General features: G+C 72.9%; 13 protein-coding genes. 10 read left to right on the top strand and 3 right to left on the bottom strand.

Going from position 1 to position 22,762, the window contains the following annotated elements; all coding sequences use genetic code 11:
- Window positions 1-80 precede the first annotated feature (80 nt).
- Window positions 81-1,205 (top strand): GuaB3 family IMP dehydrogenase-related protein, encoded by a 1,125-nt coding sequence (locus tag ACWDX6_RS03285; RefSeq protein WP_392287976.1) that lies wholly within the window; start codon window positions 81-83, stop codon window positions 1,203-1,205.
- Window positions 1,206-1,272: 67 nt separating this feature from the next.
- Here ACWDX6_RS03285 and ACWDX6_RS03280 read toward each other — a convergent pair whose 3' ends face one another.
- Complete coding sequence (locus ACWDX6_RS03280; protein ID WP_451483236.1) at window positions 1,273-2,514, bottom strand: nucleotide sugar dehydrogenase; 1,242 nt, start codon at window positions 2,512-2,514, stop codon at window positions 1,273-1,275.
- A 224-nt stretch (window positions 2,515-2,738) separates the two neighbouring features.
- Here ACWDX6_RS03280 and ACWDX6_RS03275 point away from each other — a divergent pair, with 224 nt between their 5' ends.
- The 6 genes from ACWDX6_RS03275 to ACWDX6_RS03250 all read left to right on the top strand — a co-directional run bounded on the left by ACWDX6_RS03275 (window position 2,739) and on the right by ACWDX6_RS03250 (window position 16,026).
- On the top strand, window positions 2,739-4,445 hold the full coding sequence (locus tag ACWDX6_RS03275) for a glycerol-3-phosphate dehydrogenase/oxidase (protein WP_451483235.1): 1,707 nt from the start codon (window positions 2,739-2,741) through the stop codon (window positions 4,443-4,445).
- Window positions 4,446-4,759: 314 nt separating this feature from the next.
- Window positions 4,760-7,276: a protein kinase domain-containing protein gene (locus ACWDX6_RS03270; RefSeq protein WP_451483234.1), complete on the top strand. Its 2,517-nt coding sequence runs from the start codon at window positions 4,760-4,762 to the stop codon at window positions 7,274-7,276.
- 171 nt (window positions 7,277-7,447) lie between these two features.
- Window positions 7,448-10,411 (top strand): protein kinase, encoded by a 2,964-nt coding sequence (locus tag ACWDX6_RS03265; RefSeq protein ID WP_451483233.1) that lies wholly within the window; start codon window positions 7,448-7,450, stop codon window positions 10,409-10,411.
- A 208-nt stretch (window positions 10,412-10,619) separates the two neighbouring features.
- Window positions 10,620-12,299: a protein kinase domain-containing protein gene (locus tag ACWDX6_RS03260; RefSeq protein WP_451483232.1), complete on the top strand. Its 1,680-nt coding sequence runs from the start codon at window positions 10,620-10,622 to the stop codon at window positions 12,297-12,299.
- Window positions 12,300-12,495: 196 nt separating this feature from the next.
- Window positions 12,496-14,130 carry a succinic semialdehyde dehydrogenase gene (locus ACWDX6_RS03255; protein WP_451483231.1) on the top strand — a complete coding sequence of 545 codons (1,635 nt, stop codon included), beginning with the start codon at window positions 12,496-12,498 and terminating at the stop codon, window positions 14,128-14,130.
- A gap of 60 nt (window positions 14,131-14,190) precedes the next feature.
- Window positions 14,191-16,026, top strand: coding sequence for a GMC oxidoreductase (locus ACWDX6_RS03250; RefSeq protein ID WP_451483230.1), 1,836 nt, complete (start codon window positions 14,191-14,193; stop codon window positions 16,024-16,026).
- 658 nt (window positions 16,027-16,684) lie between these two features.
- Here ACWDX6_RS03250 and ACWDX6_RS03245 read toward each other — a convergent pair.
- Window positions 16,685-17,038, bottom strand: a complete 354-nt coding sequence (locus tag ACWDX6_RS03245) for a chorismate mutase (RefSeq protein WP_451483229.1) — start codon at window positions 17,036-17,038, stop codon at window positions 16,685-16,687.
- Between the two features lie 327 nt (window positions 17,039-17,365).
- Here ACWDX6_RS03245 and guaA point away from each other — a divergent pair, with 327 nt between their 5' ends.
- The 3 genes from guaA (at window position 17,366) to ACWDX6_RS03230 (ending at window position 21,182) form a co-directional block, all read left to right on the top strand.
- Complete coding sequence (gene guaA / locus ACWDX6_RS03240) at window positions 17,366-18,967, top strand: glutamine-hydrolyzing GMP synthase (RefSeq protein ID WP_451483228.1); 1,602 nt, start codon at window positions 17,366-17,368, stop codon at window positions 18,965-18,967.
- Between the two features lie 297 nt (window positions 18,968-19,264).
- A complete protein-coding gene (locus tag ACWDX6_RS03235) occupies window positions 19,265-20,512 on the top strand; it encodes a hypothetical protein (protein WP_451483227.1) in 1,248 nt (415 codons plus the stop codon).
- A gap of 127 nt (window positions 20,513-20,639) precedes the next feature.
- Window positions 20,640-21,182: a DoxX family protein gene (locus ACWDX6_RS03230; RefSeq protein ID WP_451483226.1), complete on the top strand. Its 543-nt coding sequence runs from the start codon at window positions 20,640-20,642 to the stop codon at window positions 21,180-21,182.
- A 156-nt stretch (window positions 21,183-21,338) separates the two neighbouring features.
- Here the strand turns inward: ACWDX6_RS03230 and ACWDX6_RS03225 are convergent, their stop codons facing one another.
- Window positions 21,339-22,694, bottom strand: coding sequence for a PspC domain-containing protein (locus ACWDX6_RS03225; RefSeq protein WP_451483225.1), 1,356 nt, complete (start codon window positions 22,692-22,694; stop codon window positions 21,339-21,341).
- Between the last annotated feature and the right edge of the window lie 68 nt (window positions 22,695-22,762).

Raw genomic sequence — 22,762 nt, 5'->3', positions numbered from 1 at the left:
CGGCATGTGGCCGGAACCGCCCCTCCCGCTTGTGTCGGGGATACTGGTAGGCGCAGACATAGAGGGAAAGGCCACACATCGTGACTGAGATCGAGATCGGGCGCGGCAAGCGCGGCCGCAGGGCGTACGCGTTCGACGACATCGCCGTCGTACCGAGCCGGCGCACCCGGGACCCGAAGGAGGTCTCGATCGCCTGGCAGATCGACGCCTACCGCTTCGAGCTCCCCTTCCTGGCCGCCCCCATGGACTCGGTCGTCTCGCCGCAGACCGCCATCCGCATCGGCGAGCTGGGCGGCCTGGGCGTGCTGAACCTCGAGGGCCTGTGGACGCGGTACGAAGACCCGCAGCCGCTGCTCGACGAGATCGCGGAGCTGGACGAGGCCAACGCGACCCGCCGTCTGCAGGAGATCTACGCCGCCCCGATCAAGGAGGAGCTGATCGGGCAGCGGATCAAGGAGGTGCGCGACTCGGGCGTCGTCACCGCCGCCGCGCTCTCCCCGCAGCGCACCGCGCAGTTCTCCAAGGCCGTCGTCGACGCCGGGGTGGACATCTTCGTCATCCGCGGCACGACGGTCTCCGCCGAGCACGTCTCCGGCGCCGCCGAGCCGCTGAACCTCAAGCAGTTCATCTACGAGCTCGACGTCCCGGTCATCGTCGGCGGCTGCGCCACGTACACCGCCGCCCTGCACCTGATGCGCACCGGCGCCGCGGGCGTCCTGGTCGGCTTCGGCGGCGGCGCGGCGCACACCACGCGCAACGTGCTGGGCATCCAGGTCCCGATGGCGACCGCGGTCGCCGACGTCGCCGCGGCCCGCCGCGACTACATGGACGAGTCCGGCGGCCGCTACGTCCACGTCATCGCCGACGGCGGCGTGGGCTGGTCGGGCGACCTGCCGAAGGCGATCGCCTGCGGCGCCGACTCGGTCATGATCGGCTCCCCGCTGGCCCGCGCCACGGACGCCCCGGGCAAGGGCCACCACTGGGGCATGGAGGCCGTCCACGAGGACGTCCCGCGCGGCAAGCTGGTCGACCTGGGCATCGTCGGCACGACCGAGGAGATCCTCGCGGGCCCGTCGCACTCCCCGGACGGCTCCATGAACTTCTTCGGCGCCCTGCGCCGCGCGATGGCCACCACGGGCTACAGCGAGCTCAAGGAGTTCCAGCGGGTCGAGGTCACGGTCGCGGACGCGCAGCACAAGCGCTGACGCTGCTTTCGTACGTACGGAGAGGGCCTCGCACCGGGTGGTGCGGGGCCCTCTCCGTGTGCCCGGGTCAGAGGCGGTGGGCGGCCCCCGCCGGGGTGGCGCCGCGGGTGTCGAGGAGCAGCTGCGCCTTGACCGACAGGCCCTGGAGGTCGTACGTGCGGTGGTGCTGGAGCAGGAGCGTGAGGTCGGCGTGGGCGGCGGCTTCGTAGAGGGAGTCGGCGCGGGGGACCGGGACGTCGCGGACGCGCCAGTCCGGCACGTACGGGTCGTGGTAGCTGACCACGGCTCCCAGGTCCATCAGGCGGCGGGCGATCTCGTCGGCGGGGGAGCCCTCGCGGTCGGCGAGATCGGGTTTGTAGGTGACGCCCAGCAGAAGCACCCGGGCGCCGCGCGCCGACTTGCCGTGCTCGTTCAGCAGGGTGGCGCAGCGCTGGATGACGTACCCCGGCATGCGCTCGTTGACCTGGCTCGCCAGCTCGACCATACGGAGCGGGCGTTGGGTCCCGATGGTGTCGACGGGCACGCCGTGGCCGCCGACGCCCGGGCCCGGTCGGAACGCCTGGAAGCCGAAGGGCTTGGTCTCCGCGCAGCGGATGACGTCCCACAGGTCGACGCCGAGCTCGTGGCAGAGCACCGCCATCTCGTTCACCAGGGCGATGTTGACGTGCCGGAAGTTGGTCTCCAGGAGCTTGACCGTCTCCGCTTCGCGGGGGCCACGCGCGCGTACCACCTTGTCGGTGACGCGGCCGTAGAAGGCGGCGGCGGACTCCGTGCAGGCGGGGGTGAGGCCGCCGATGACCTTGGGCGTCCCGGCGAAGCCGTGGGTGCGGTTGCCGGGGTCGAGGCGGCCGGGGGAGTACGCGAGGTGGAAGTCGCGGCCGGCGCGCAGGCCCGAGCCCTCTTCGAGGAGGTCGCGCAGCATGCCTTCGGTGGTGCCGGGGTGGACGGGTGACTCCAGCAGCACGGTGGTGTGCGGGCGCAGTCGGGCGGCCAGAGCGCGGGCGGCGTCGGCGACGGCGGCGAGGTCGAGGGCCCGGTCGGGGCCGGCGGGGGTGGGGGCGCAGATGACGGCCGTACGGACCCGGCCGAGGTCCGCCGGGTCGGTGGAGGGCCGGAAGCCCCCCGCGAGCATCCGGCGGATCTCCGACGCGCTGAGGGAACCGTCGACGGGCGGGCGGCCCGCGGCGAGTTCGGCGACGGGGCGTGGGTCGGTGTCGTAGCCGATGGTGTCGATGCCGGCGGCGACAGCGGCCTGGGCGAGGGGGAGTCCGTGGTGGCCGAGGCCGATGACGGCGAGATCAGCGGGCATGGAGGTGGGACGTCCTTCCCAGTAGCCGGAGGGGACGAGACGCGCAAGCCCTGTGGACAGAACGAGGGGCGAGCGCAATGTCAGACTAGGCGTAAATATGACCGATATGCGGGATTGCGGGGTCGGGGATCGCCGAGTGTTATCCACAGGCGGTGGCTGAAGTCGGAGGGCCGGGACAGAATCGAGACTGTGAGCCCGACCACGGGGGACGACGGGAGGCAGCGGTGAGGACAGCGGCACTGGGGCCCGCGGAGCGAGCGGAAGCGCTCGCGGCGATGGCCGAGCGTGAACTGGACGTACTGGTCGTGGGCGCCGGTGTCGTCGGCGCCGGGACCGCCCTCGACGCGGTCACGAGAGGACTTTCGACCGGGCTTGTGGAGGCCCGGGACTGGGCATCCGGCACCTCCAGCCGGTCGAGCAAGCTGATCCACGGCGGCCTGCGGTATCTGGAGATGCTCGACTTCGCGCTCGTACGGGAGGCGCTGAAGGAGCGTGGACTGCTCCTTGAGCGGCTCGCACCCCATCTGGTGAAACCGGTGCCCTTCCTCTACCCCCTGCGGCACAAGGGCTGGGAGCGGCTCTACGCCGGCTCGGGCGTCGCGCTGTACGACGCGATGTCGGTGTCGTCGGGACACGGCCGGGGTCTTCCCGTCCACCGGCATCTGTCACGGCGTCACGCCCTGCGGGTGGCGCCCTGCCTGAAGAAGGACGCGCTGGTGGGGGCGTTGCAGTACTACGACGCCCAGATGGACGACGCCCGCTTCGTCGCCACGCTCGTACGGACCGCGGCGAGCTACGGCGCGAAGGCCGCCAGCCGGGCCAGGGTGATCGGCTTCCTGCGCGAGGGCGAACGGGTGGTCGGCGCCCGGGTGAAGGACGTCGAGGGCGGCGGCGAGTACGAGATCCGCGCCAAGCAGATCGTGAACGCCACCGGGGTGTGGACGGACGACACCCAGGCGCTCATCGGGGAGAGGGGCCAGTTCCACGTACGGGCGTCGAAAGGCATCCATCTGGTGGTGCCCAAGGACCGGATTCACTCGAACACCGGACTGATCCTGCGCACCGAGAGGTCCGTCCTGTTCGTGATCCCCTGGGGGCGGCACTGGATCGTCGGCACCACGGACACCGACTGGGACCTGGACAAGGCCCACCCGGCCGCGTCCAGCGCCGACATCGACTATCTTCTCGAACACGTGAACAGCGTGCTGGCGGTGCCGCTCGGTCGGGACGACGTCCAAGGGGTCTACGCCGGGCTGCGGCCCCTCCTCGCCGGAGAGTCGGACGCGACCAGCAAGCTCTCGCGCGAACACACCGTCGCGCACCCGGTCCCCGGTCTCGTCGTCGTCGCGGGCGGCAAGTACACCACCTACCGCGTGATGGCCAAGGACGCCGTGGACGAGGCCGTGCACGCGCTCGACCAGCGGGTCGCCGCCTGCGTCACCGAGGACATCCCGCTGCTCGGCGCCGAGGGCTACAAGGCGCTGTGGAACGCGCGGGCCAGGATCGCCGCCCGGACCGGGCTCCATGTCGTACGGGTCGAGCATCTGCTCAACCGCTACGGCGCCCTGACGGAGGAGATCCTGGAGCTGGTCGCCAGTGACCCGAGTCTCGGCGAACCGCTGACCGGCGCCGAGGACTATCTGCGCGCCGAGATCGTCTACGCCGCCTCGCACGAAGGGGCCCGGCACCTGGACGACGTCCTGACCCGGCGCACCCGGATCTCGATCGAGACCTTCGACCGGGGCACGCGCAGCGCGCGCGAGTGCGCGGAGCTCATGGCACCGGTACTGGGCTGGGACGCGCAGCAGATCGAGAAGGAGGTCGAGCACTACGAGAAGCGGGTGGAGGCGGAGCGGGAGTCGCAGCGGCAGCCCGACGACCTGACGGCGGACGCGGCGCGTCTCGGCGCGCCGGACATCGTGCCGATCTGACGCTCTGTCGGGACCGGGGAGGTGCGGAGGGCGGGGAGCAGGGGGGAGCAGGGGCGCCAACTCGGCGGGGCGTCCGGCGCGTTGGCAACCGGGCCTGACGCCCCGTTCGCGGGGTCGGGGAACCTCAGGGGGGTGGCTGCGCGTCGGGTGGCATGGTGGGAGTGTCGTTCCCCGGGGCCGTCTTCTCGGACTGCGGACCCGGGAGCAGCGCGGGTCCCGGAGTGAGAGACAATGGGCTCTCTTCCAGGGCGGGTTACCGCATCGCGCGGGAAGCGGCAGGCGCGGGCGAAGATCAGGGATCGCAGAGGGGACGCATGTCGGAGGCGGAGCAGTCGCGGGGCACGGCGCGGGACCCTCGGCGGGACGCCGGCGCGGGTGCCGGAACCGACGGCGACCGGGGTGTGGTCCCAGCGGCGCGTGAAGCGGAGCGGGACGGGGACTCCGGCGCGGAGACGGGCAAGGCGGGCGGCGCGAGCGGCGCCGAAGCCGCCGTCGAGCCCTCGGACGCCGGGCCGGGCAAGGTACCGGGACCGGCGACGGCCAGGGAGGCCGCGACGGCCTCGAAGCCGGTCACGGACACCGTGCCCCCGAAGGCGGACGCGGAGCCCGCGGACAGGGCTCTGTCGGACACCGCCCCGGCGGACGCGGTACCGGCGGACGGCAAGCCTGCCGGCAGCGCGCCGGAGAAGACCGTCGCGAAGGGCGAGAGCCCGGCCGGCTCTCCGTCCGCCCGGCAGGCCGACGGGAAGCAGGCCGACGCGAAGCCTGCCGACCTGAAAAAGCCGGCCGATGCGCGGCCGGCCGACCCGAAGGCGGCCGATCGGAAGCCTGTCGACGCGAAGCCGCCTGTCGATGCGCGGCCCGGTGACGTGAAGGCGGGAAGCGCGGGGCGGGTCGACGACCGGCCCGTCGACGCCAGGCCCGCCGTGAAGGGCACGGGCGTCGCAGCCGGAGGGGCCCAGGGCGCCAGGAAGGCCGGTGCGCCCGGACGCTCCGCGAAGGCGGCGCCCGGGGCGACGGCCGAGGGCAGCCTGCTGGCCGGGCGTTACCGGCTCGGCGCGGTGCTCGGGCGCGGCGGCATGGGCACGGTGTGGCGTGCCGTCGACGAGACGCTCGGACGGACCGTCGCCGTCAAGGAGCTTCGCTTCCCCAACAGCATCGACGAGGACGAGAAGCGACGCCTCATCACCCGGACCCTGCGCGAGGCCAAGGCCATCGCCCGGATCCGCAACAACGGCGCCGTGACCGTCTACGACGTCGTCGACGAGGACGACCGGCCCTGGATCGTCATGGAGCTGATCGAGGGCAAGTCGCTCGCCGACGCCGTCCGGGAGGACGGCACCCTCACGCCCCACCGCGCCGCCGAGGTCGGCCTCGCCATCCTCGACGTGCTCCGCTCCGCGCACCGCGAGGGCATCCTGCACCGCGACGTGAAGCCGTCGAACGTGCTGATCGCCGAGGACGGCCGGGTCGTCCTCACCGACTTCGGCATCGCCCAGGTCGAGGGCGACCCTTCGATCACCTCCACCGGCATGCTCGTCGGCGCCCCCTCCTACATCTCGCCGGAGCGGGCCCGTGGCCACAAGCCGGGACCGGCCGCCGACATGTGGTCGCTCGGCGGACTGCTGTACGCGGCCGTCGAGGGCAGCCCGCCGTACGACAAGGGCTCCGCGATCGCGACGCTCACCGCGGTGATGACCGAGCCCGTCGACCCGCCGAAGAACGCCGGGCCGCTGCTCGAGAAGGTCATCTACGGCCTGCTCGCCAAGGACCCCGCCCAGCGGCTCGACGACGCGGGCGCCCGCGCGCTCCTCAGGGCCGTGCTGGACGCTCCCGCGCCCACCTTCGCGCCCGAGCCGTCGCCGGAGGCCACCCGGGTCGTTCCCCTGCCACCGGCACCCTCGAAGCCGCCGTTCGGGCCCGCCACCACGGAGAGGAGCGGCGAGGCGGCGGCCGAGCGGATGCTCGGCGCGCTGAAGTCCGTGCGCAACGCCGCCACCGCGCCGAAGCCGGCGCAGGGCGGCAACCGACCGGCCCAGGCCCGGGCGTCGCTCACGGACGTGGTGCCGCGCCGCACACTGGTGATCATCGCCGCGATCGTCGTCCTCGCCCTGCTCGGCACCATCCTCGCCGTCGCGCTGGGCGGAGGCGACGACAGTACGGGCAACAAGGGCGGTGGTACGGGCGGCGGTGACCAGGTGACCTCGGCCGGTGCCACGGCGGGAAACGGTGACACCCAGGAACAGGGACAGACGCAGGGGCAGGGCCAGACACCGAGCGAGCCAGGCGAGCAGCCCGGCGGTACGGGCGAGCAGAGCGGGACGCCGTCGGGCAAGCCCAGCACCGGTGGCCCCGGTACGGGCGGAGCATCGCTGCCCGCCGGCTACGCCATGGTGGCCAACGACCGGTTCCACTTCAGCATGGCGATGCCGTCGTCCTTCAAGCTCAACGCCATAGCGGGCCGGAACTCCGGCGGGATATTCAACGCCGACGGCGGCTTCCCGCGCGTCCAGGTCGACTTCAACGACAGCCCGAAGGACGACGCGGCCAGCGCGTGGGCCGGTGCCGTGGCCGGGGTGTCCGCCAGCAGCAGCGGCTACCGCCACATCGGCATCAAGCCGGTCTCGTACAAGGGATATCCCACCGTCGCCGACTGGGAGTTCGAGCGCGACCAGAGCGGCATCCGGGTCCGGATCCTCAACCGGGGCTTCAAGGTGGACGCCAAGCGGGGCTACTCCATCATGATCAGCTGCAAGGCGGACACGTGGAACGCCGCCGAGTGCAAGACACTGCGGGACACGGCGTTCGCCACGTTCAGCCCCAAGGACTGACCGACGGCACGTATCGTGAGAGGCCGGGGACCGTACGCAGCTGGACAGGGCCGACAACTGCACGGGTTCCGACCATAATTGACGGTATCGCATGGTCCGTGAGATCCCTGGGGCGTGGGGGTCCGTGGGATCGTGGGAACAGGGGCACAGCGCGCTCGGTGGGGAGGCGTCGTGGAGGACTACGCGGGGAGGGTGCTCGCCGACCGCTACCGCCTGCCGCTGCCGCCGTCGGACGCGTACGAGCTCGTGGAGACGCGAGCCTTCGACACGTACAGCGGGCAGGAGGTCCTGGTCCGCCAGGTGCCGCTGCCCGAGGTGGTCGACGCCGAGTTCCTCGACGGTGACGCGGGCGGCGGGTCCGTGGCTCGTCCGACCCGGGGACGGGCGTCCCGGCGCCCGGCCGACCCCGCCGTGCGGAGGGCTGTCGAGGCGGCGCAGGCCGCCGCGCGGATCCCCGACCACCCCCGTCTCGACCAGGTCTTCGACGTGTTCGCCGAAGCCGGTTCGCTGTGGATAGTGAGTGAACTGGTGGCGGCCAGGCCGCTGGCGGCGCTCCTCGCCGAGCGTCCCCTCACTCCCTACCGGGCGGCCGAGATCGGCTCCGACGTCCTCACGGCCCTGCGGGCTCTGCACGCCCATGGCTGGACCCATCGGAACATCACCCCGCGCACGGTGCTCGTCTGCGACGACGGACGGGTGGTGCTCACCGGGCTGGCGACGGGCGCGGCGGAGGAGGCCCTGTGCGGGTACGCACCGGTGCCGGAGCCCGAGGAGGACGACCGGCGGTACGCGGGGGACGCCGAACTGCCCGGTGCTGCCTCCGGTGCCGCTGGGGCCGTTGGGGGTCCGCGTGTTCCCGCTGCCGCCGAGCGGCCGGACCCGGGTACGGCCGTCCCCGTTCCCGGCGCACGTACGCGTGCGGAGATCGAGGCGCCGGGGCCCGAGCGCCCGAGGCCGGCCGACGAGTCGGACACCGGGTCGGACGACCCGGTGGCGAGTCCGGCCACGGACGTACGGGCGGCCCGCGCGGGTGCCATCGCCGCGTACCGCGCGGGCGCCCGCGCCGCGGCACGACTCGCGGAGACCGGACCGGCGCCGGTGCGGCGCTCGGACCCGGGCCTGGACGTGCACGCGAATCCGGACCCGCACGCGGACCCGCACGTGGACCCGCGCCCCGACCCGCTCGTGAGCCCTGGCCCCGGCCCGCGTCCCTACCCGGACGCCGGCCCGGGCCCCGAGCTGAGCCCCGGTGACGAGTCCGATCCCGGCCGTGCGACCGAGCCGGGTTTCGAGCGCGACTCCAGGAACGTCCCCGGCCCGGAGCGCGAGACCGCGACCGTGCCCGCGCGGGGACTCGGTCCCGAGCCGCAGTGGTGGTCCCAGGCCGAGGACGACGAGGGCGAGGACGACGAGGACGAGGGCGCCGGGCCGCCCCGCGCGCTGCTCGCCGGCAGTTGGAGCGACGGGCCGCACGCCTCGCGCGACGGCGCGGGGCCGATCCCCGCGGGCGGCTCGGGCCCGGCCGGAGGCCGGGAAAGCGGCCAGGTGCTCCCGGGTTCCGGCCGGCCCGCTCTCCCGGCCGGCTACACCCCCGCCCAGGCCCCGCATCCGGCCCCCGTGCCCGCCGCCCCGGTTCCGGTGCCGGTGCCGGCCGTCGGCCGCTGGGACGGGCCCGCGCCGGACGCGGACGGCCCGGGGCACCCGTACCGAGGTCCCGCCACCCGGCTCGCCGGCGAGCGCGCCCGCCAGACGCGGATCGCCGTCGTCGGCGCCGTGACCGAGCGCTGGGCCCCCGAACAGGCAGGACCGGTCCACGAGAACTGGCGGCTGGCTCCGCCGATCGGTCCGGCCACCGACCTCTGGGCGCTGGGCGCGCTGCTCTACCGGGCGGTCCAGGGCCACGCCCCGTACCCCGAGGACAACGCCGCCGAGCTGGTCCAGCTCGTGTGCGCCGAGCCCCCCGCCTTCGCCGAGGAGTGCGGGCCGCTGCGCCCCGTCGTCGAGTCGCTGCTACGCCAGGACCCCACCGAGCGCCCCGACTTCGAGGAGGTGCGGGGCTGGCTGCGCTCCCTCGTCCGGTCGGCGCCCGAGCCCGACGCAGGCGTCGGGGTCGTCCCGCTGCCGTCCGTCGACGCCACCCGGCTGCCCATCGTGCGCCGCCGCGGCGAACTGGTGCGCAGGCGTCGTGGGGGAGCGGCCGGCGGCCGCCACCGGCACAAGAGGAACAAGCAGCCCTATCTGCCTCCGCAGCCCCATGGACCGGCCGAGCCCCGCCGGGCCCGTGGCCAGGACCGGCGCCACGAGCCCCGGCGGGAGCTCCGGCAGGAGGAGTTCCACCAGGAGCTCCCGCAGCGGGCCCCCCGCACCCCACGGCCTGCCCGGTCATCCGGAGCCTCCCGCTCCCCGCGCGCGCTCGGGCGTACGCTCCTGCTCCTGATCCTGCTGCTGCTCGGTGGGGCCGTCGCGTACGCCGTGATGTTCATGCCCGACGAGGGGGGCGCCGGGGGCCAACGAGCCGCCGGGCAGCCGGGCGGGCAGTCCACCGCGCCCTCGGATCCCGGTCCGCCGAAGACCACGCCGAGCGCGAAACCCACCTCGGGCACGAAACCCACCTCGGGCACGAAACCCACCCCCGGCACGAAACCGGGCGCGAGCACGGAACCGGCCCCCGGCGCGGAGCTCGCGGCGGGCTACTCCCTGCGCAAGGACCCGGAAGGCTTCCAGGTCGGCGTCGCCGACGGCTGGCGGCGCAGCCCCATCAACGACGCCGGGCAAGTCCGCTACACCGGCGGCGAATTCACCCTCATCGTCGTGCCGGGGCGGGACACCGTGCAGGCCCACGGCGCGGACCCGATGGCGTACCAGCGCACCAAGGAGCGCGAGCTCCAGCCCTGGCGGGACTCCTCCTGGTCCAGCGCCTCCGGGCTGCGCCGCATCGACGTCGGCCGACAGGCCATGGCGGTGGGTCAGTTCACCTGGCAGGACAGCACCGGCCGTGAGGTGTTCGTCCGCAACCTGGCGCTGATCGAGGGCGGCCGCTACCACGTGGTCCAGGTCATCGGCCCGGAGACCGAACGCGACAAGGTGTCCGAGATCTACGACCAGGCCGTGAAGGCGTACCGCGCGACGCGCTGACACGCCTGGCCGGCTCCCCCCCCCGGATCGGCCGGCCGCCGCTCTTCCTCCCCGCGCCCCGTCCGCCGCGGCTTGCCTCCCGTCCCACGGTCTGCCGCCGCTCGCCCCGTCCGCCGCCCGGTCACAGGCTTGTTCCGTTGCCCGCCCCGAGCTTCCGCCACCCGTTCCGCCTCCGTAATCTGGCCTCCGAAGGAACGGGCGGGGGCAAGTGGAGCATTCACAGAGCGCAGGCGCGGGAACCGGGGCCGGGGCGGGCACGGGGGAGGGCCTCCTGCTGGCCGGGCGCTACCGGTTGGGCGAGACGATCGGCCGCGGTGGCATGGGCAAGGTCTGGCGCGCCCACGACGAGGTCCTGCACCGGATCGTCGCCGTCAAGGAGTTGACGGCGGGTCGGTTCGTGGCCGAGGCCGACCGCCTGGTGCTGCACGCCCGTACGCAGAAGGAGGCCCGCGCCGCTGCCCGGATCACCCACCCCGGCGTGGTCACCGTCCATGACGTGCTGGAGCACGACGACCGGCCGTGGATCGTGATGCAGTACGTCGACGGGCCCTCGCTCGCCGACGCCGCCAAGGAGTCCGGCACGATCGAGCCCCGGGAGGCGGCCAGGATCGGTCTGCACGTCCTCGGCGCCCTGCGGGCCGCGCACGCGGCCGGGGTGCTGCACCGGGACGTCAAGCCCGGCAACGTCCTGCTGGCCCGCGACGGCCGGGTCCTGCTCACCGACTTCGGGATCGCGGCGATCGAGGGCGACTCGACGATCACCCGCACCGGTGAACTCGTCGGCTCCATCGACTATCTGGCGCCCGAGCGGGTACGGGGCGGGGACCCCGGTCCCGCATCCGACCTGTGGTCGCTGGGCGCGACGCTGTACACGGCGGTGGAGGGCGGCTCGCCGTTCCGGCGGAGCTCTCCGATCAGCACCATGCAGGCGGTGGTGACGGAGGAGCCGGCGCACCCCGCGAAGGCCGGGCCGCTGGCATCCGTCATCGTCGCGCTGCTCCGCAAGGACCCGGCGCACCGGCCGCTCGCGGACGAGGCCGAGCGGATGCTGCTCGACGCCATGGAGGGCCGCACACCGCGAGCGGCCCAGGCGTACGTCCCGACGCAGCGGGTGCCGGAGGAGGCGCTGACCGCCGCCACCTCCTCGCTGCCCGAGACCGCCCTGCCCGAGCGCGCGCGGCAGCCGCACCGGGACCCCGCGGGCACGGGCGCCGGCTCCACGGCGACCCTCGCCGACGTACCGGCAGCCGTCCCCGAGAGGAGCCGCGGACGGTGGCGTACGGCGGTCCTGGCGGCCGTCCTCGCGGGCCTGGTCGCGGGCGGGGCCGTCTTCGCCGCCATGAACTACACCGCCGCCGGGGACGCCGACCGCGACCGTCGTGCCGCGGAGCGGAGCACGGCCGTCACCGGCCCGGCCGAGGCCGGGATACCCGCCGGCTGGCACAGGGTCGAGGACCCCGAGGGCTTCAGCCTCCTCGTCCCCGACGGCTGGAAGCGGCAGACCGACGGCGACAACATCGACTACACGCCGGACAACGGCCGCCACCGGATCCGGATCAGCATCGACCCCACGCCCGACTTCGAGAACCCGTACGTGCACGTGCTGGACCTGGAGAAGACCCTCGAGAAGCGCATGCGGTACCAGCGGATCAAGCTCAACCAGAACACCTACCGCGACCAGGTCCGCTCCGCCCGGTGGGAGTTCACCTGGTACGAGAAGCAGGAGTTCCCGGGCCCGAGGCACGCCATCGACCAGCTGTACTTCACGGACGACGGCACCGAGTACGCCCTGTACATGTCCTCGCCGGAGTCGAGCTGGAAGACCACCCGGGAGCAGTTCGACATCGTCCTGCGGCACTGGCGGGCGCCGGGCGAGCAGACGCGGTGAGCGCGCCAGGGATCCGGGGACACCGCCCGCGCGCCCGACCGTAAGCCCCTGATCCGGGGACACCGCCCGCGCGCCCGACCGTAAGCCCCTGATCAGGGCTTATATGCCAGTGATCACTGGCGCGATTGTGCGCACCCGGTGAAAACGCGTTACCGACGGGTACCCAAAGGCCGGAATGCGGCCTACTCTCGCCCTCATGACGGACTCGCAGGCTCGCGCCACCACGCTCACGGCGGTCACCACCACCGGTACGAACCCCCTCGCGCCCTCGCCCGCCGGCGCCCGCACCGCGGCCGACGTGGTGACGCCCGAGGTGGTCGCCCAGCTCACTCGCGGGGTCGTCGGCTCCGGCCGTACCGCCAACCACACCCCCTTCACCGGTGAGAAGCTCGCCGAGCTGCCCGAGTCCACCCCCGAGGACGTCGCCGAGGCGTTCGCCCGCGCCCGTGCCGCCCAGGGCGTCTGGGCCGCGACCCCGGTCCGGGCCCGCGCCGCCGTCCTGCTCCGTTTCCACGACCTGGTCCTGGAGCGCCAGGCGGAGGTGCTCGACCTCATCCAGCTGGAGACCGGCAAGGCCCGGCTCCACGCCCACGAGGAGGTCCAGGCGGTCGCCGTAGCCGCCCGCCACTACGGCCGCAAGGCCCCCTCCTACCTGCGCCCCAAGCGCCACACCGGTGTCGTACCGACCCTCACCAAGGTCACCGAGCTGCGCCAGCCGCGCGGGGTCGTCGGGCAGATCGCCCCCTGGAACTACCCGCTGGAGCTCTCCGTCGGCGACGCGCTGCCCGCCTTCGTCGCGGGCAACGCCGTGGTGATGAAGCCGGACACCGAGACCGCCCTCACCGCGCTGTGGGCCCGGGACCTGCTCGTCGAGGCGGGGCTGCCGGCCGAGGTCTTCCAGGTCGTCCTCGGCGACGGGCCCGTGGTCGGCCCCGAGGTCGTCAAGCACGCCGACTACGTCTCCTTCACCGGCTCCACCCGCACCGGCCGCGAGGTCGCGCAGGGCGCCGCCGCCCGGCTCGTCGGTGTCACGCTCGAACTCGGCGGCAAGAACGCCATGCTGGTCCTGCGGGACGCCGACATCGAGAAGGCTGCCGCCGGCGCCGTCCGCGCCTGCTTCTCCTCGGCCGGACAGCTCTGCATCTCCATCGAGCGGCTGTACGTGCACGAGTCGGTCGCCGACGACTTCGTCGCCCGGTTCGCCGCCCGCACGAAGGCGATGCGGCTGGGCAACTCCCTCGCCTACGGCGCCGACATGGGCTCCCTCGTCAGCGACCGGCAGCTGGAGACGGTCACCCGGCACGTCGAGGAGGCCGTCGCCAAGGGCGCCAAGGTCGTCGCGGGCGGCGTCGCCCGCCCCGACATCGGCCCGCTCTTCTACGAGCCGACGATCCTCGACGGCGTCGAGGCGCCGATGGCCGTCTGCACCGAGGAGACCTTCGGCCCCGTCGTCTCGATCTACCGCTTCAAGGACGAGGACGAGGTCGTCGAGCTGGCCAACGGCACGCCGTACGGCCTCAACTCCTCCGTCTGGACCCGGGACGCGCGCCGCGGCCACGCCATCGCCGCCCGGCTGCGCACCGGCACGGTCAACATCAACGAGGGGTACGCCCCGGCGTACGGAAGCGTCCAGGCGCCGATGGGCGGCATGAAGGACTCCGGTCTGGGGCGGCGCCACGGCTCGGAGGGCATCCTCAAGTTCACCGAGGCCCAGACCGTCGCCCAGCAGCGGCTGATTCCGCTGGCGCCGTCCTTCGGCATGGACGACGAGAAGTACGCCGCGTTCATGAGCGTGTCCCTGAAGGCGATGAAGGCCCTGCGCCTGCGCTGACACCCGCCCGCTTCCGCATACTTCCGCACGTTCCCGCACTTTTCACGTACGAGGAGAGCCATGACCGCGGTACCCCCTGCCCGGAATCAGGAAGACGACGGCGCGTACGACTACGACGTCATCGTCGTGGGTTCCGGCTTCGGCGGCTCGGTCACGGCCCTGCGCCTGACCGAGAAGGGCTACCGGGTCGGCGTCCTGGAGGCCGGCCGCCGCTTCACGCGCGCGACCCTGCCGAAGAACTCCTGGGACCTGAAGAACTTCCTCTGGGCCCCCTCCCTCGGTCTCTACGGCATCCAGCGCATCCATCTGCTCGGCAAGGTCATGGTGCTCGCGGGCGCCGGCGTCGGCGGCGGCTCGCTCAACTACGCCAACACCCTCTACGAGCCGCTCGCGCCGTTCTTCGAGGACCCGCAGTGGAGGGACATCACCGACTGGCGCGACGAGCTCACCCCGTACTACGACCAGGCCAAGCGGATGCTCGGGGTGCGGCTCAACCCGACGATGACCCCCTCCGACGTGCATCTCAAGGCCACCGCCGAGGCGATGGGGATCGGCGACACCTTCCACATGGCGCCGGTCGGCGTCTTCTTCGGCGACGGCAACGACGCCGAGGGCACGGCCAGGGCGAAGCCGGGCGACGAGGTGGCCGACCCGTACTTCGGGGGCGCCGGCCCCTCGCGCAAGGCGTGCACCGAGTGCGGCGAGTGCATGACCGGTTGCCGGCACGGCGCCAAGAACACCCTGAACGAGAACTACCTCCACCTCGCGGAGAGGGCCGGCGCCGTGGTCCACCCCATGACGTCGGTCGTCGCCCTCACCGAGGACTCGCGCGGCGGCTACGCCGTGCGGACCCTCCCGACCGACAACCGGAGGAAGGGCGCGGGGCGGACCTTCACCGCCCGCAAGGTGGTGGTCGCGGCCGGCACGTACGGCACCCAGACGCTGCTGCACCGGATGAAGGACTCCGGACTGCTGCCCCGGATCTCCGCCCGCCTCGGCGAGCTGACCCGCACGAACTCCGAGGCGCTGGTGGGCTCGCAGACCACCGACCGGCGCTACCGCAGGCGGCACGGCGAGGACCGGGTCGACTTCACCAGGGGTGTGGCGATCACGTCGTCGATCCACCCGGACGAGAACACCCACATCGAGCCGGTCCGTTACGGCAGGGGCTCGAACTCCATGGGAGGTCTGACCGTCCTCCAGGTGCCCTACGGCGCCCACCGGGTCCGCAGGTGGCTCCTGGAGATGGTCAAGCACCCCGCCCTCGCTCTGCGCGCCCTCTCCAACCGCCGCTGGTCGGAGCGGACCATCATCGGCCTGGTGATGCAGTCCCTGGACAACTCGCTCACCACCTACCGCAAGCCCGGCGGTCTCGGAAAGGGCCTGCTCACCGCACGCCAGGGGCACGGCGCCCCGAACCCGACCCAGATCGAGGCGGCCACCCGCGCCGCCTCCCTGATGGCGGAGGAGATCAACGGCTTCGCCGGCTCGAACATCGGCGAGCTGATGGGCACCCCGCTGACCGCGCATTTCCTCGGCGGCTGCCCGATCGGCGCCGACGCCGAGTCCGGCGTCATCGACCCGTACCACCGCCTCTACGGCCACCCGGGCATCTCCGTCGTCGACGGGGCGGCGATCTCCGCCAACCTCGGCGTCAACCCCTCGCTGACGATCACGGCGCAGGCGGAGCGGGCCATGTCCTTCTGGCCGAACAAGGGCGAGGAGGATCCGCGTCCGCGCCGGGGCGAGGGGTACGTCCGGCTCGCCCCGGTCGCGCCGAAGTCCCCGGCGGTCCCGGCGGACGCCTTCGGCGCGCTGAACCTGCCGTTCCTTGGCATGCCGGCGGTCCCGCCGAGGCAGGCGACGCGGACGAGCCCCGACACGGCCGTGTCCTGACACCCGAGGAGGCTCTCCGAACGGAAGAGGCGCTGCACCCCCCTCCGAGTGCAGCGCCTCTCCAGCTTCTGGTGGTGCCGCATGCATGACCTGCGACCGGGGGGATTGGTTGTAGCGGATGCGCGGAATCATGGTGTGACGCGCGTCACTTCATCCCGGCCCGTCCGCCCCTCGCGCACGGCAAGGGCCCCGCGGCGCGATGTCGTTCGCGGCGGGGCCCTTGGGCGGCACCGGTGTCAGGGCGGTGGCGGTGCCGGCGGAGAGCGGCGCCCGGGGGGGAGGAGGCGCCGCAGGGGTGAGGGGGACTCGAGGGGACTCGAAGGTCGGGACGGTACGCGGGGTGGATCGCATCGTGCTGGGCGGATGCCGCCGGGCATCCGTCGGGCCGGTTGCGGTCGGCCCCGGGCGTCCCCGGGGCCGACCGCTCTTCATGGGTGACCGGGCTGCTGTCCCCTGCCGTCCGGTCACACACGCTGGGGCGAGGTCCCACGGCGTACCAGTGGTACGCCACACACCCCAGCGGAGCCACGCGTGGTTTCTTCGGGCCCGCCCCTGGCTGGCACGGACACCGGGACCAACGAAGGGGTGCGGGAGCCGGTCACGCGCCGTACGGGTGAGAGCGGGTCCGAACTCAGGTCCGTACCCCCGCCCCCGCGGGTCAGACCCGGCCCCGGCACAGTTCGAGCACGGTCATCGCGAGGGCGGTGCCCGGCTTGCCCAGCGCGTCCCTGTAGTGGCCGAGGACCTCCATCTCGCGCGCGAGGTTCACGCGGCGGCCGCCCGAGCCGATCCGGGCCTCCTGGATCACGGCCGAGACGGCCATCCGCTCCTGGATCAGGCCGATGATCCGGTCGTCGAGCGCGTCGATCCGCTCGCGGGCGTCCCCGATGAGCGCGGCGGCCTCGTCGGTACGGGCGCCGGTCTTCTCGGTCACGGTCTTCTCGGTCACGGTCTTCGCGGTCAGGGCCTTGGCGGTCACGGTCGTAGCGGCGGCGGCGGTCGCGGTGGTCATCGGGGGCTCCTCGTGGTGTCGGGTTCGAAAGGCCCCGGAGCGGCACGGCCCGGAAAACGACAGAACGCCCCGGGCCTTGTCGGCCCGGGGCGCCTGGGAAGTCGCTTGTCAGATCAAGCAGCACGACCATGGCAGCCGGACGGGCCGGTGCCATAGGTAAAGACGAAGATCGTGAGCTTGCGCATGCGGACAGTATGGACCGCGCCTCGCGCTCCCGGCCAAACCGGGTTCGGATGGTGAGACGAAAAGCGACACCGGCGCGCCGGTAGAATCGATAAATAGCCCCCTCTTTCGGGGAACCTCTCCTACCGCCGGAAGGCCGCCGTAGTGTCATCAGCGACTCCCGCTGCCGCGCCCGACGTCTCCAACCCGGACGTAGTCCTCGTTGTCGACTTCGGCGCCCAGTACGCCCAGCTCATCGCCCGCCGAGTCCGTGAGGCCCGGGTCTACAGCGAGATCGTCCCGTCCACCATGCCGGTGGCCGAGATGCTGGCCAAGAACCCGAAGGCGATCATCCTCTCCGGCGGCCCGTCGTCCGTGTACGCGGAGGGCGCCCCGCGCCTGGACCGAGAACTGTTCGAGGCCGGTGTCCCGGTCTTCGGCATGTGCTACGGCTTCCAGCTGATGGCGACCACCCTCGGCGGCACCGTCGACAACACCGGAGCGCGCGAGTACGGCCGTACGCCGCTGCACGTCTTCAAGGCCGGCTCCACCCTCTTCGAGGGCACGCCGACCGAGCAGTCCGTGTGGATGTCGCACGGCGACGCCTGCTCCGCCGCCCCCGAGGGCTTCACCGTCACCGCGTCCACGGACGTCGTGCCGGTCGCGGCCTTCGAGAACGACGAGAAGAAGCTGTACGGCGTGCAGTACCACCCCGAGGTGATGCACTCCACGCACGGCCAGCAGATCCTGGAGCACTTCCTCTACCGGGGCGCCGGTATCCAGCCGACGTGGACCACCGGCAACGTCATCGAGGAGCAGGTCGCGGCCATCCGCGAGCAGGTCGGCACCAAGCGCGCCATCTGCGGTCTCTCCGGCGGCGTCGACTCGGCGGTGGCCGCGGCGCTCGTGCAGAAGGCCATCGGCTCGCAGCTGACCTGCGTGTACGTCGACCACGGTCTGATGCGCAAGGACGAGACCGAGCAGGTCGAGAAGGACTTCGTCGCCGCGACCGGCGTCCAGCTGAAGGTCGTCGACGCGCAGGAGCGATTCCTCACCGCGCTCGCGGGGGTCTCCGACCCCGAGGAGAAGCGGAAGATCATCGGCCGTGAGTTCATCCGCGTCTTCGAGCAGGCGCAGGCCGAGATCGTCGCCGAGTCGGCCGGCGCCGGCGAGGACGTCGCCTTCCTCGTCCAGGGCACGCTCTACCCCGACATCGTCGAGTCCGGTGGCGGCACCGGCACGGCGAACATCAAGTCCCACCACAACGTGGGCGGCCTTCCCGAGGACCTGGAGTTCGAGCTCGTCGAGCCGCTGCGCCAGCTGTTCAAGGACGAGGTCCGTATGGTCGGCCAGGAGCTCGGCCTGCCGGACGAGATCGTCCAGCGGCAGCCCTTCCCGGGCCCCGGCCTGGGCATCCGGATCGTCGGCGAGGTCACCAAGGAGCGCCTGGACCTGCTGCGCGAGGCCGACGCCATCGCCCGCGAGGAGCTGACGGCCGCCGGTCTCGACCGCGACATCTGGCAGTGCCCGGTCGTGCTGCTCGCCGATGTGCGCTCCGTGGGCGTGCAGGGCGACGGCCGGACCTACGGCCACCCGATCGTCCTGCGCCCCGTCTCCTCCGAGGACGCCATGACGGCGGACTGGACGCGCATGCCGTACGACGTGCTCGCGAAGATCTCCACCCGGATCACCAACGAGGTCGCCGACGTCAACCGTGTCGTGCTCGACGTGACCAGCAAGCCGCCGGGCACCATCGAGTGGGAGTGACCCCTCCCGTACGTGGGTGAAACCGCCGTCCCGTCTCCACGGGGCGGCGGTTTCGTCGTCTGGTCCCTCCGGTCGATGCCTCCGGTCGATCGCCTGTGGCCGACCCCTGTGGTCGTCGTGTGATCTCTCTGGTCAGTCGCACGGATCCCGAACTCCTGTCGTAGAACGTGCCTTTACGTCAATGTGATGACTGTTCAATCACTCTCGCGCGGGGCGCTCGGAGCACACGAGGAGCGTCCCGGTGCGGGACAATTCCCAAGGATCGACGGCTGGTTGACGGATCGGGAAGTGAGCGCCGTGGCGGTGCAAGAGGCGAGACGGTGCCAGGAGTCGACGCTGTACGGTGACGCCGGGCCTTGCGTAGCGGGCGGGCGAGCCGGGCACCGGCGCGCCGTCGCCGCCTTCCTCGCCCTGCGCGACGAACTGGCCGCGGGGCACGGCGTGCCCGCCGCCGTCGCCCACTCGCCGGTCGCCTCCCGCCAGTGGGTCTCCGACGAGCTCGGCCAGTCCGCCCGTACCGTCGCCACGCGCGGCCGCGAGGCGGGCGAGGCCTGGCTCCGGCGTGTGCGTCCGGCCACCTTCGGGGCCGTCTGGGGCGCTGTCGTCGCGCTGCTCCTCGGGCAGGCGCTCACCGCGGTCGGCACCGGCTGGACGGGTCCGCGCACCGCGGCGCTGGGCGCCGCGCTCGCCCTCGCCGGCCTGCTCACCGGCGCCGCCCACGCCCACCGGGCGCACGGAGGGATCCTCGCGCCGCTGATCGGCGAGGACAACCGGCTCTCCACCTCCCGCGCCGTCGCCGCCGGCTGGCTGCTCTTCACCCTCTACGCCCTGCTCTTCCTCACGCTGCGTCTGATCACCGGAGCCGACGGGGTCGGCCTCGGGCTCGCGCGCTCCGCCGGGCTCCTCACGGCCTTCGCCGTGACGTCGGCGGTGGCCGTCGCCGTCCGTCGGATCGTGTGGGGAAGGATCCTGGGACAGCGTCTGCAGAAAGTCCGGGCCGACCGCCCCAGGGCCGCCGACCTCGTCTCCGACGACGACGGCCGCGCCTGCCTCACCGACCTCCAGTACGTCCTGGTCTCCACAGCCGTCCTCCTCCTGTGCGCCGTGCGGCTGGCGCGTGAACCCGACCGCCTGCCGGTGCCTCCCTGGTCCCTGGTGCTGCTGGTCGCCCTCTCCGCGGCGGGCTATCTCGCCGGGAAGTGCGTCGAGGGCGGCCGGCCCGTGATCCTCTCCGTCGTCCGCTCCCGGGAGGCGGGCGACCTGGACGCCCCGATCCGCACCGGCGACGACATCGAGATCCGGGGTATCGGCTTCGTCCCGCCCGGCGGGCACGGCCCCGACCCGCTCACCCGCCTGGTCGTGCGCATCGGCACGGTCCACGCCCGTGTCCCGCTGGTCCCCGTCCCCGGCGGCTTCGCCAACCCGACCGACGCGTCCCTCACCGTGCCGCTCCCGGCTGACGTCGAACCGGGGCGGGTGGAGGTGTGGGTGGTGACCGCCGCCGGCGCGGAGTCCAACCGGGTCACGATCGACGTCGTCGACTGAGCCGTCCGGGCGGGACCGCCTGTCCGCCTGAACCACCGGCGGGCCTCCCACGTATCCAGATGCGGGGCGTCCGAGGACAATCGATTTCCCCGGACACTGGCGTGTGGCGTGGAGAGGCGGGCCGGCGATGGCACGAATGCGGCGGACGAACGGGTCGTACGGGCCCGGTGGCGGCGGTCACGCGCGCGGTCGCGGCGGAGACGCGGCCGGCTGGAAGGAGACCGCCTCGCGCTACGCGCTGCTGCCGCTGCGCGTCTTCCTCGGCGTCACCTTCATCTACGCCGGTCTCGACAAGCTCACCGACTCCTCCTTCATGGCCGAGACCGGCAACGGATCGATCGGCGAGATGATGCGGGGCGTCCGTGACAGCTCCGCCGTGCCCGCCCTCGTCGACCTGGCGCTCAAGAACCCCGTCGGCTTCGGGTACACCATCGCGCTGGGTGAGCTGGCCGTCGGCATCGGGACCCTGGTGGGGTTCTTCGCCAGGCCGGCCGCACTCGGCGGGGCGCTGATCTCACTGAGCCTCTGGCTGACCGTCAGCTGGCAGAGCGACCCGTACTACTACGGGAACGACCTCGCCTATCTGATGTCCTGGCTGCCGCTCGTGCTCGCCGGGGCCTCGATGTTCTCGCTCGACGCGGTCCGGGCCGACCGGCGGCGTATGCGGTAGGCGACCCAGGTCACCAGGGCGGCCGCGGCCAGGCCGCCGCAGAGCACCGGGATCACGCCGTACCAGGGCGCGACCCACGTGTCGGCGGCATCGCCCGCGTAGAGGACCGAGAGGGCGAGGGCGGTCGCGCCGGCGACGAGCCGACCCGGACGGAACTCATGAAGCAGCACGGGTGACCTCCACCTGTCCGAGACCGACCTCCAGGGAGAGGTCGAGCGTTCCGGCCGGGGCGGTGCCCTCCGGAGGGGTGAGCGTACGGGTCTCGTCGCGGTCCGGCGCGATGTCGATGTCGCCGGGCGGCTGCTGCGGCAGCCGCAGGTCTCCGAGACCCACCTGCGCCCGCACCTTCACGGTCACGTTCTTCGGGACGACCACCTCCAGCTTTCCGGCGCCCACCTCCACCGTGGTACCGACCGTCGTGCCCGCGGGGACCGCGAGCCCGGACAGGTCGAGCGTGCCGACGCCCGTGCCCAGTTCGTAGCGCGGCTGGACGGCGGTGACCGATGCCGGCCGCCAGTCCGTACGGACCCAGTCCGTGGAGATCTGCTTGGGCAGCGCCGCCGCCACCGCGAGCAGGCCGGCCGTCACCACGGTCATGAAGATCGTGCCGAAGCCGGTCCGGCCGAGGAAGCTGCTGAGCACCAGTCCCAGGCCGAAGACCACCAGCGCCGCCACGAGCCCGATCTGCACGCTCGTGCCGAGCGGATGTCCCTCCCAGGCGAGGAACGTGCCCAGGCCACCCGCCACCAGGGCCAGGAAGAGGACCAGGCCGCCGATCGAGCGAGGACCGCGCCGGACCGCGGGGGTGGCGGGGACCGGCCGGCCGGGCTCCGGGACCCACGTGCCCCACTGGCTGCCCGGCACCGGCCGCTCGCCGTCCGCGGTCAGCCCGTCGGCGTCCACCCCGTGCGGGCCCCAGAGGTAGCCGACGGCTATGGGGCCGGTCGAGCCGTCCTTGACGATCGGATCCTTCCACCAGGACGTGAACTCCACGAGCGGCGGCGCCTTGGCCTCCGGCGGCGCCTCGGCGACCGCGGCGGCGGTCGCCGCGTCCAGTCGGCTCTCCGCGTCGCCGCCCACGGCCTGCCGACGCCGCTGCGACCAGACGGCTGCCCCGCACACCGCTGTCGACAGCATCATCGCGAACGCGATCGTGCCGCCGTTGTGCAGCATGGACAGGAACACGCCGCAGCCGACCAGGGCCATCAGCAGCGCGGCGAGCGACGCACCCTCCACCCGGCCGGAGAGCAGCTTGCGGCCCTCGTTCTCCTCCTCGCCCGCGAGCGGGATCAGCAGCCACGCGAAGCCGTAGAAGATCAGCCCTATGCCGCCGGTGACCGACAGCACACCGACCGCGATCCGGAAGATCACCGGATCGAGGTCGAAGTGCTGCCCGAGACCGCCGCACACCCCGCCCACGACCTTGTGCCCCCGCGAGCGGCGCAGCGGCGCGACGGCGTGAGCCTCCGCCGGCGGCGGGGCCTCGTGCGAGGAAGGCGTCGAACTCGTCATGCGTCCATGGTGACGGCCCGTGACCCCCGGCGGCACCGGGACCGACCCTGGCCCGACCCTGATATTCC

It is taken from the genome of Streptomyces sp. NPDC003027, from assembly GCF_053591435.1.
The sequence above is the reverse complement of the archived record's forward strand: the minus strand, read 5'-3'. Positions and strand labels throughout refer to the sequence as shown.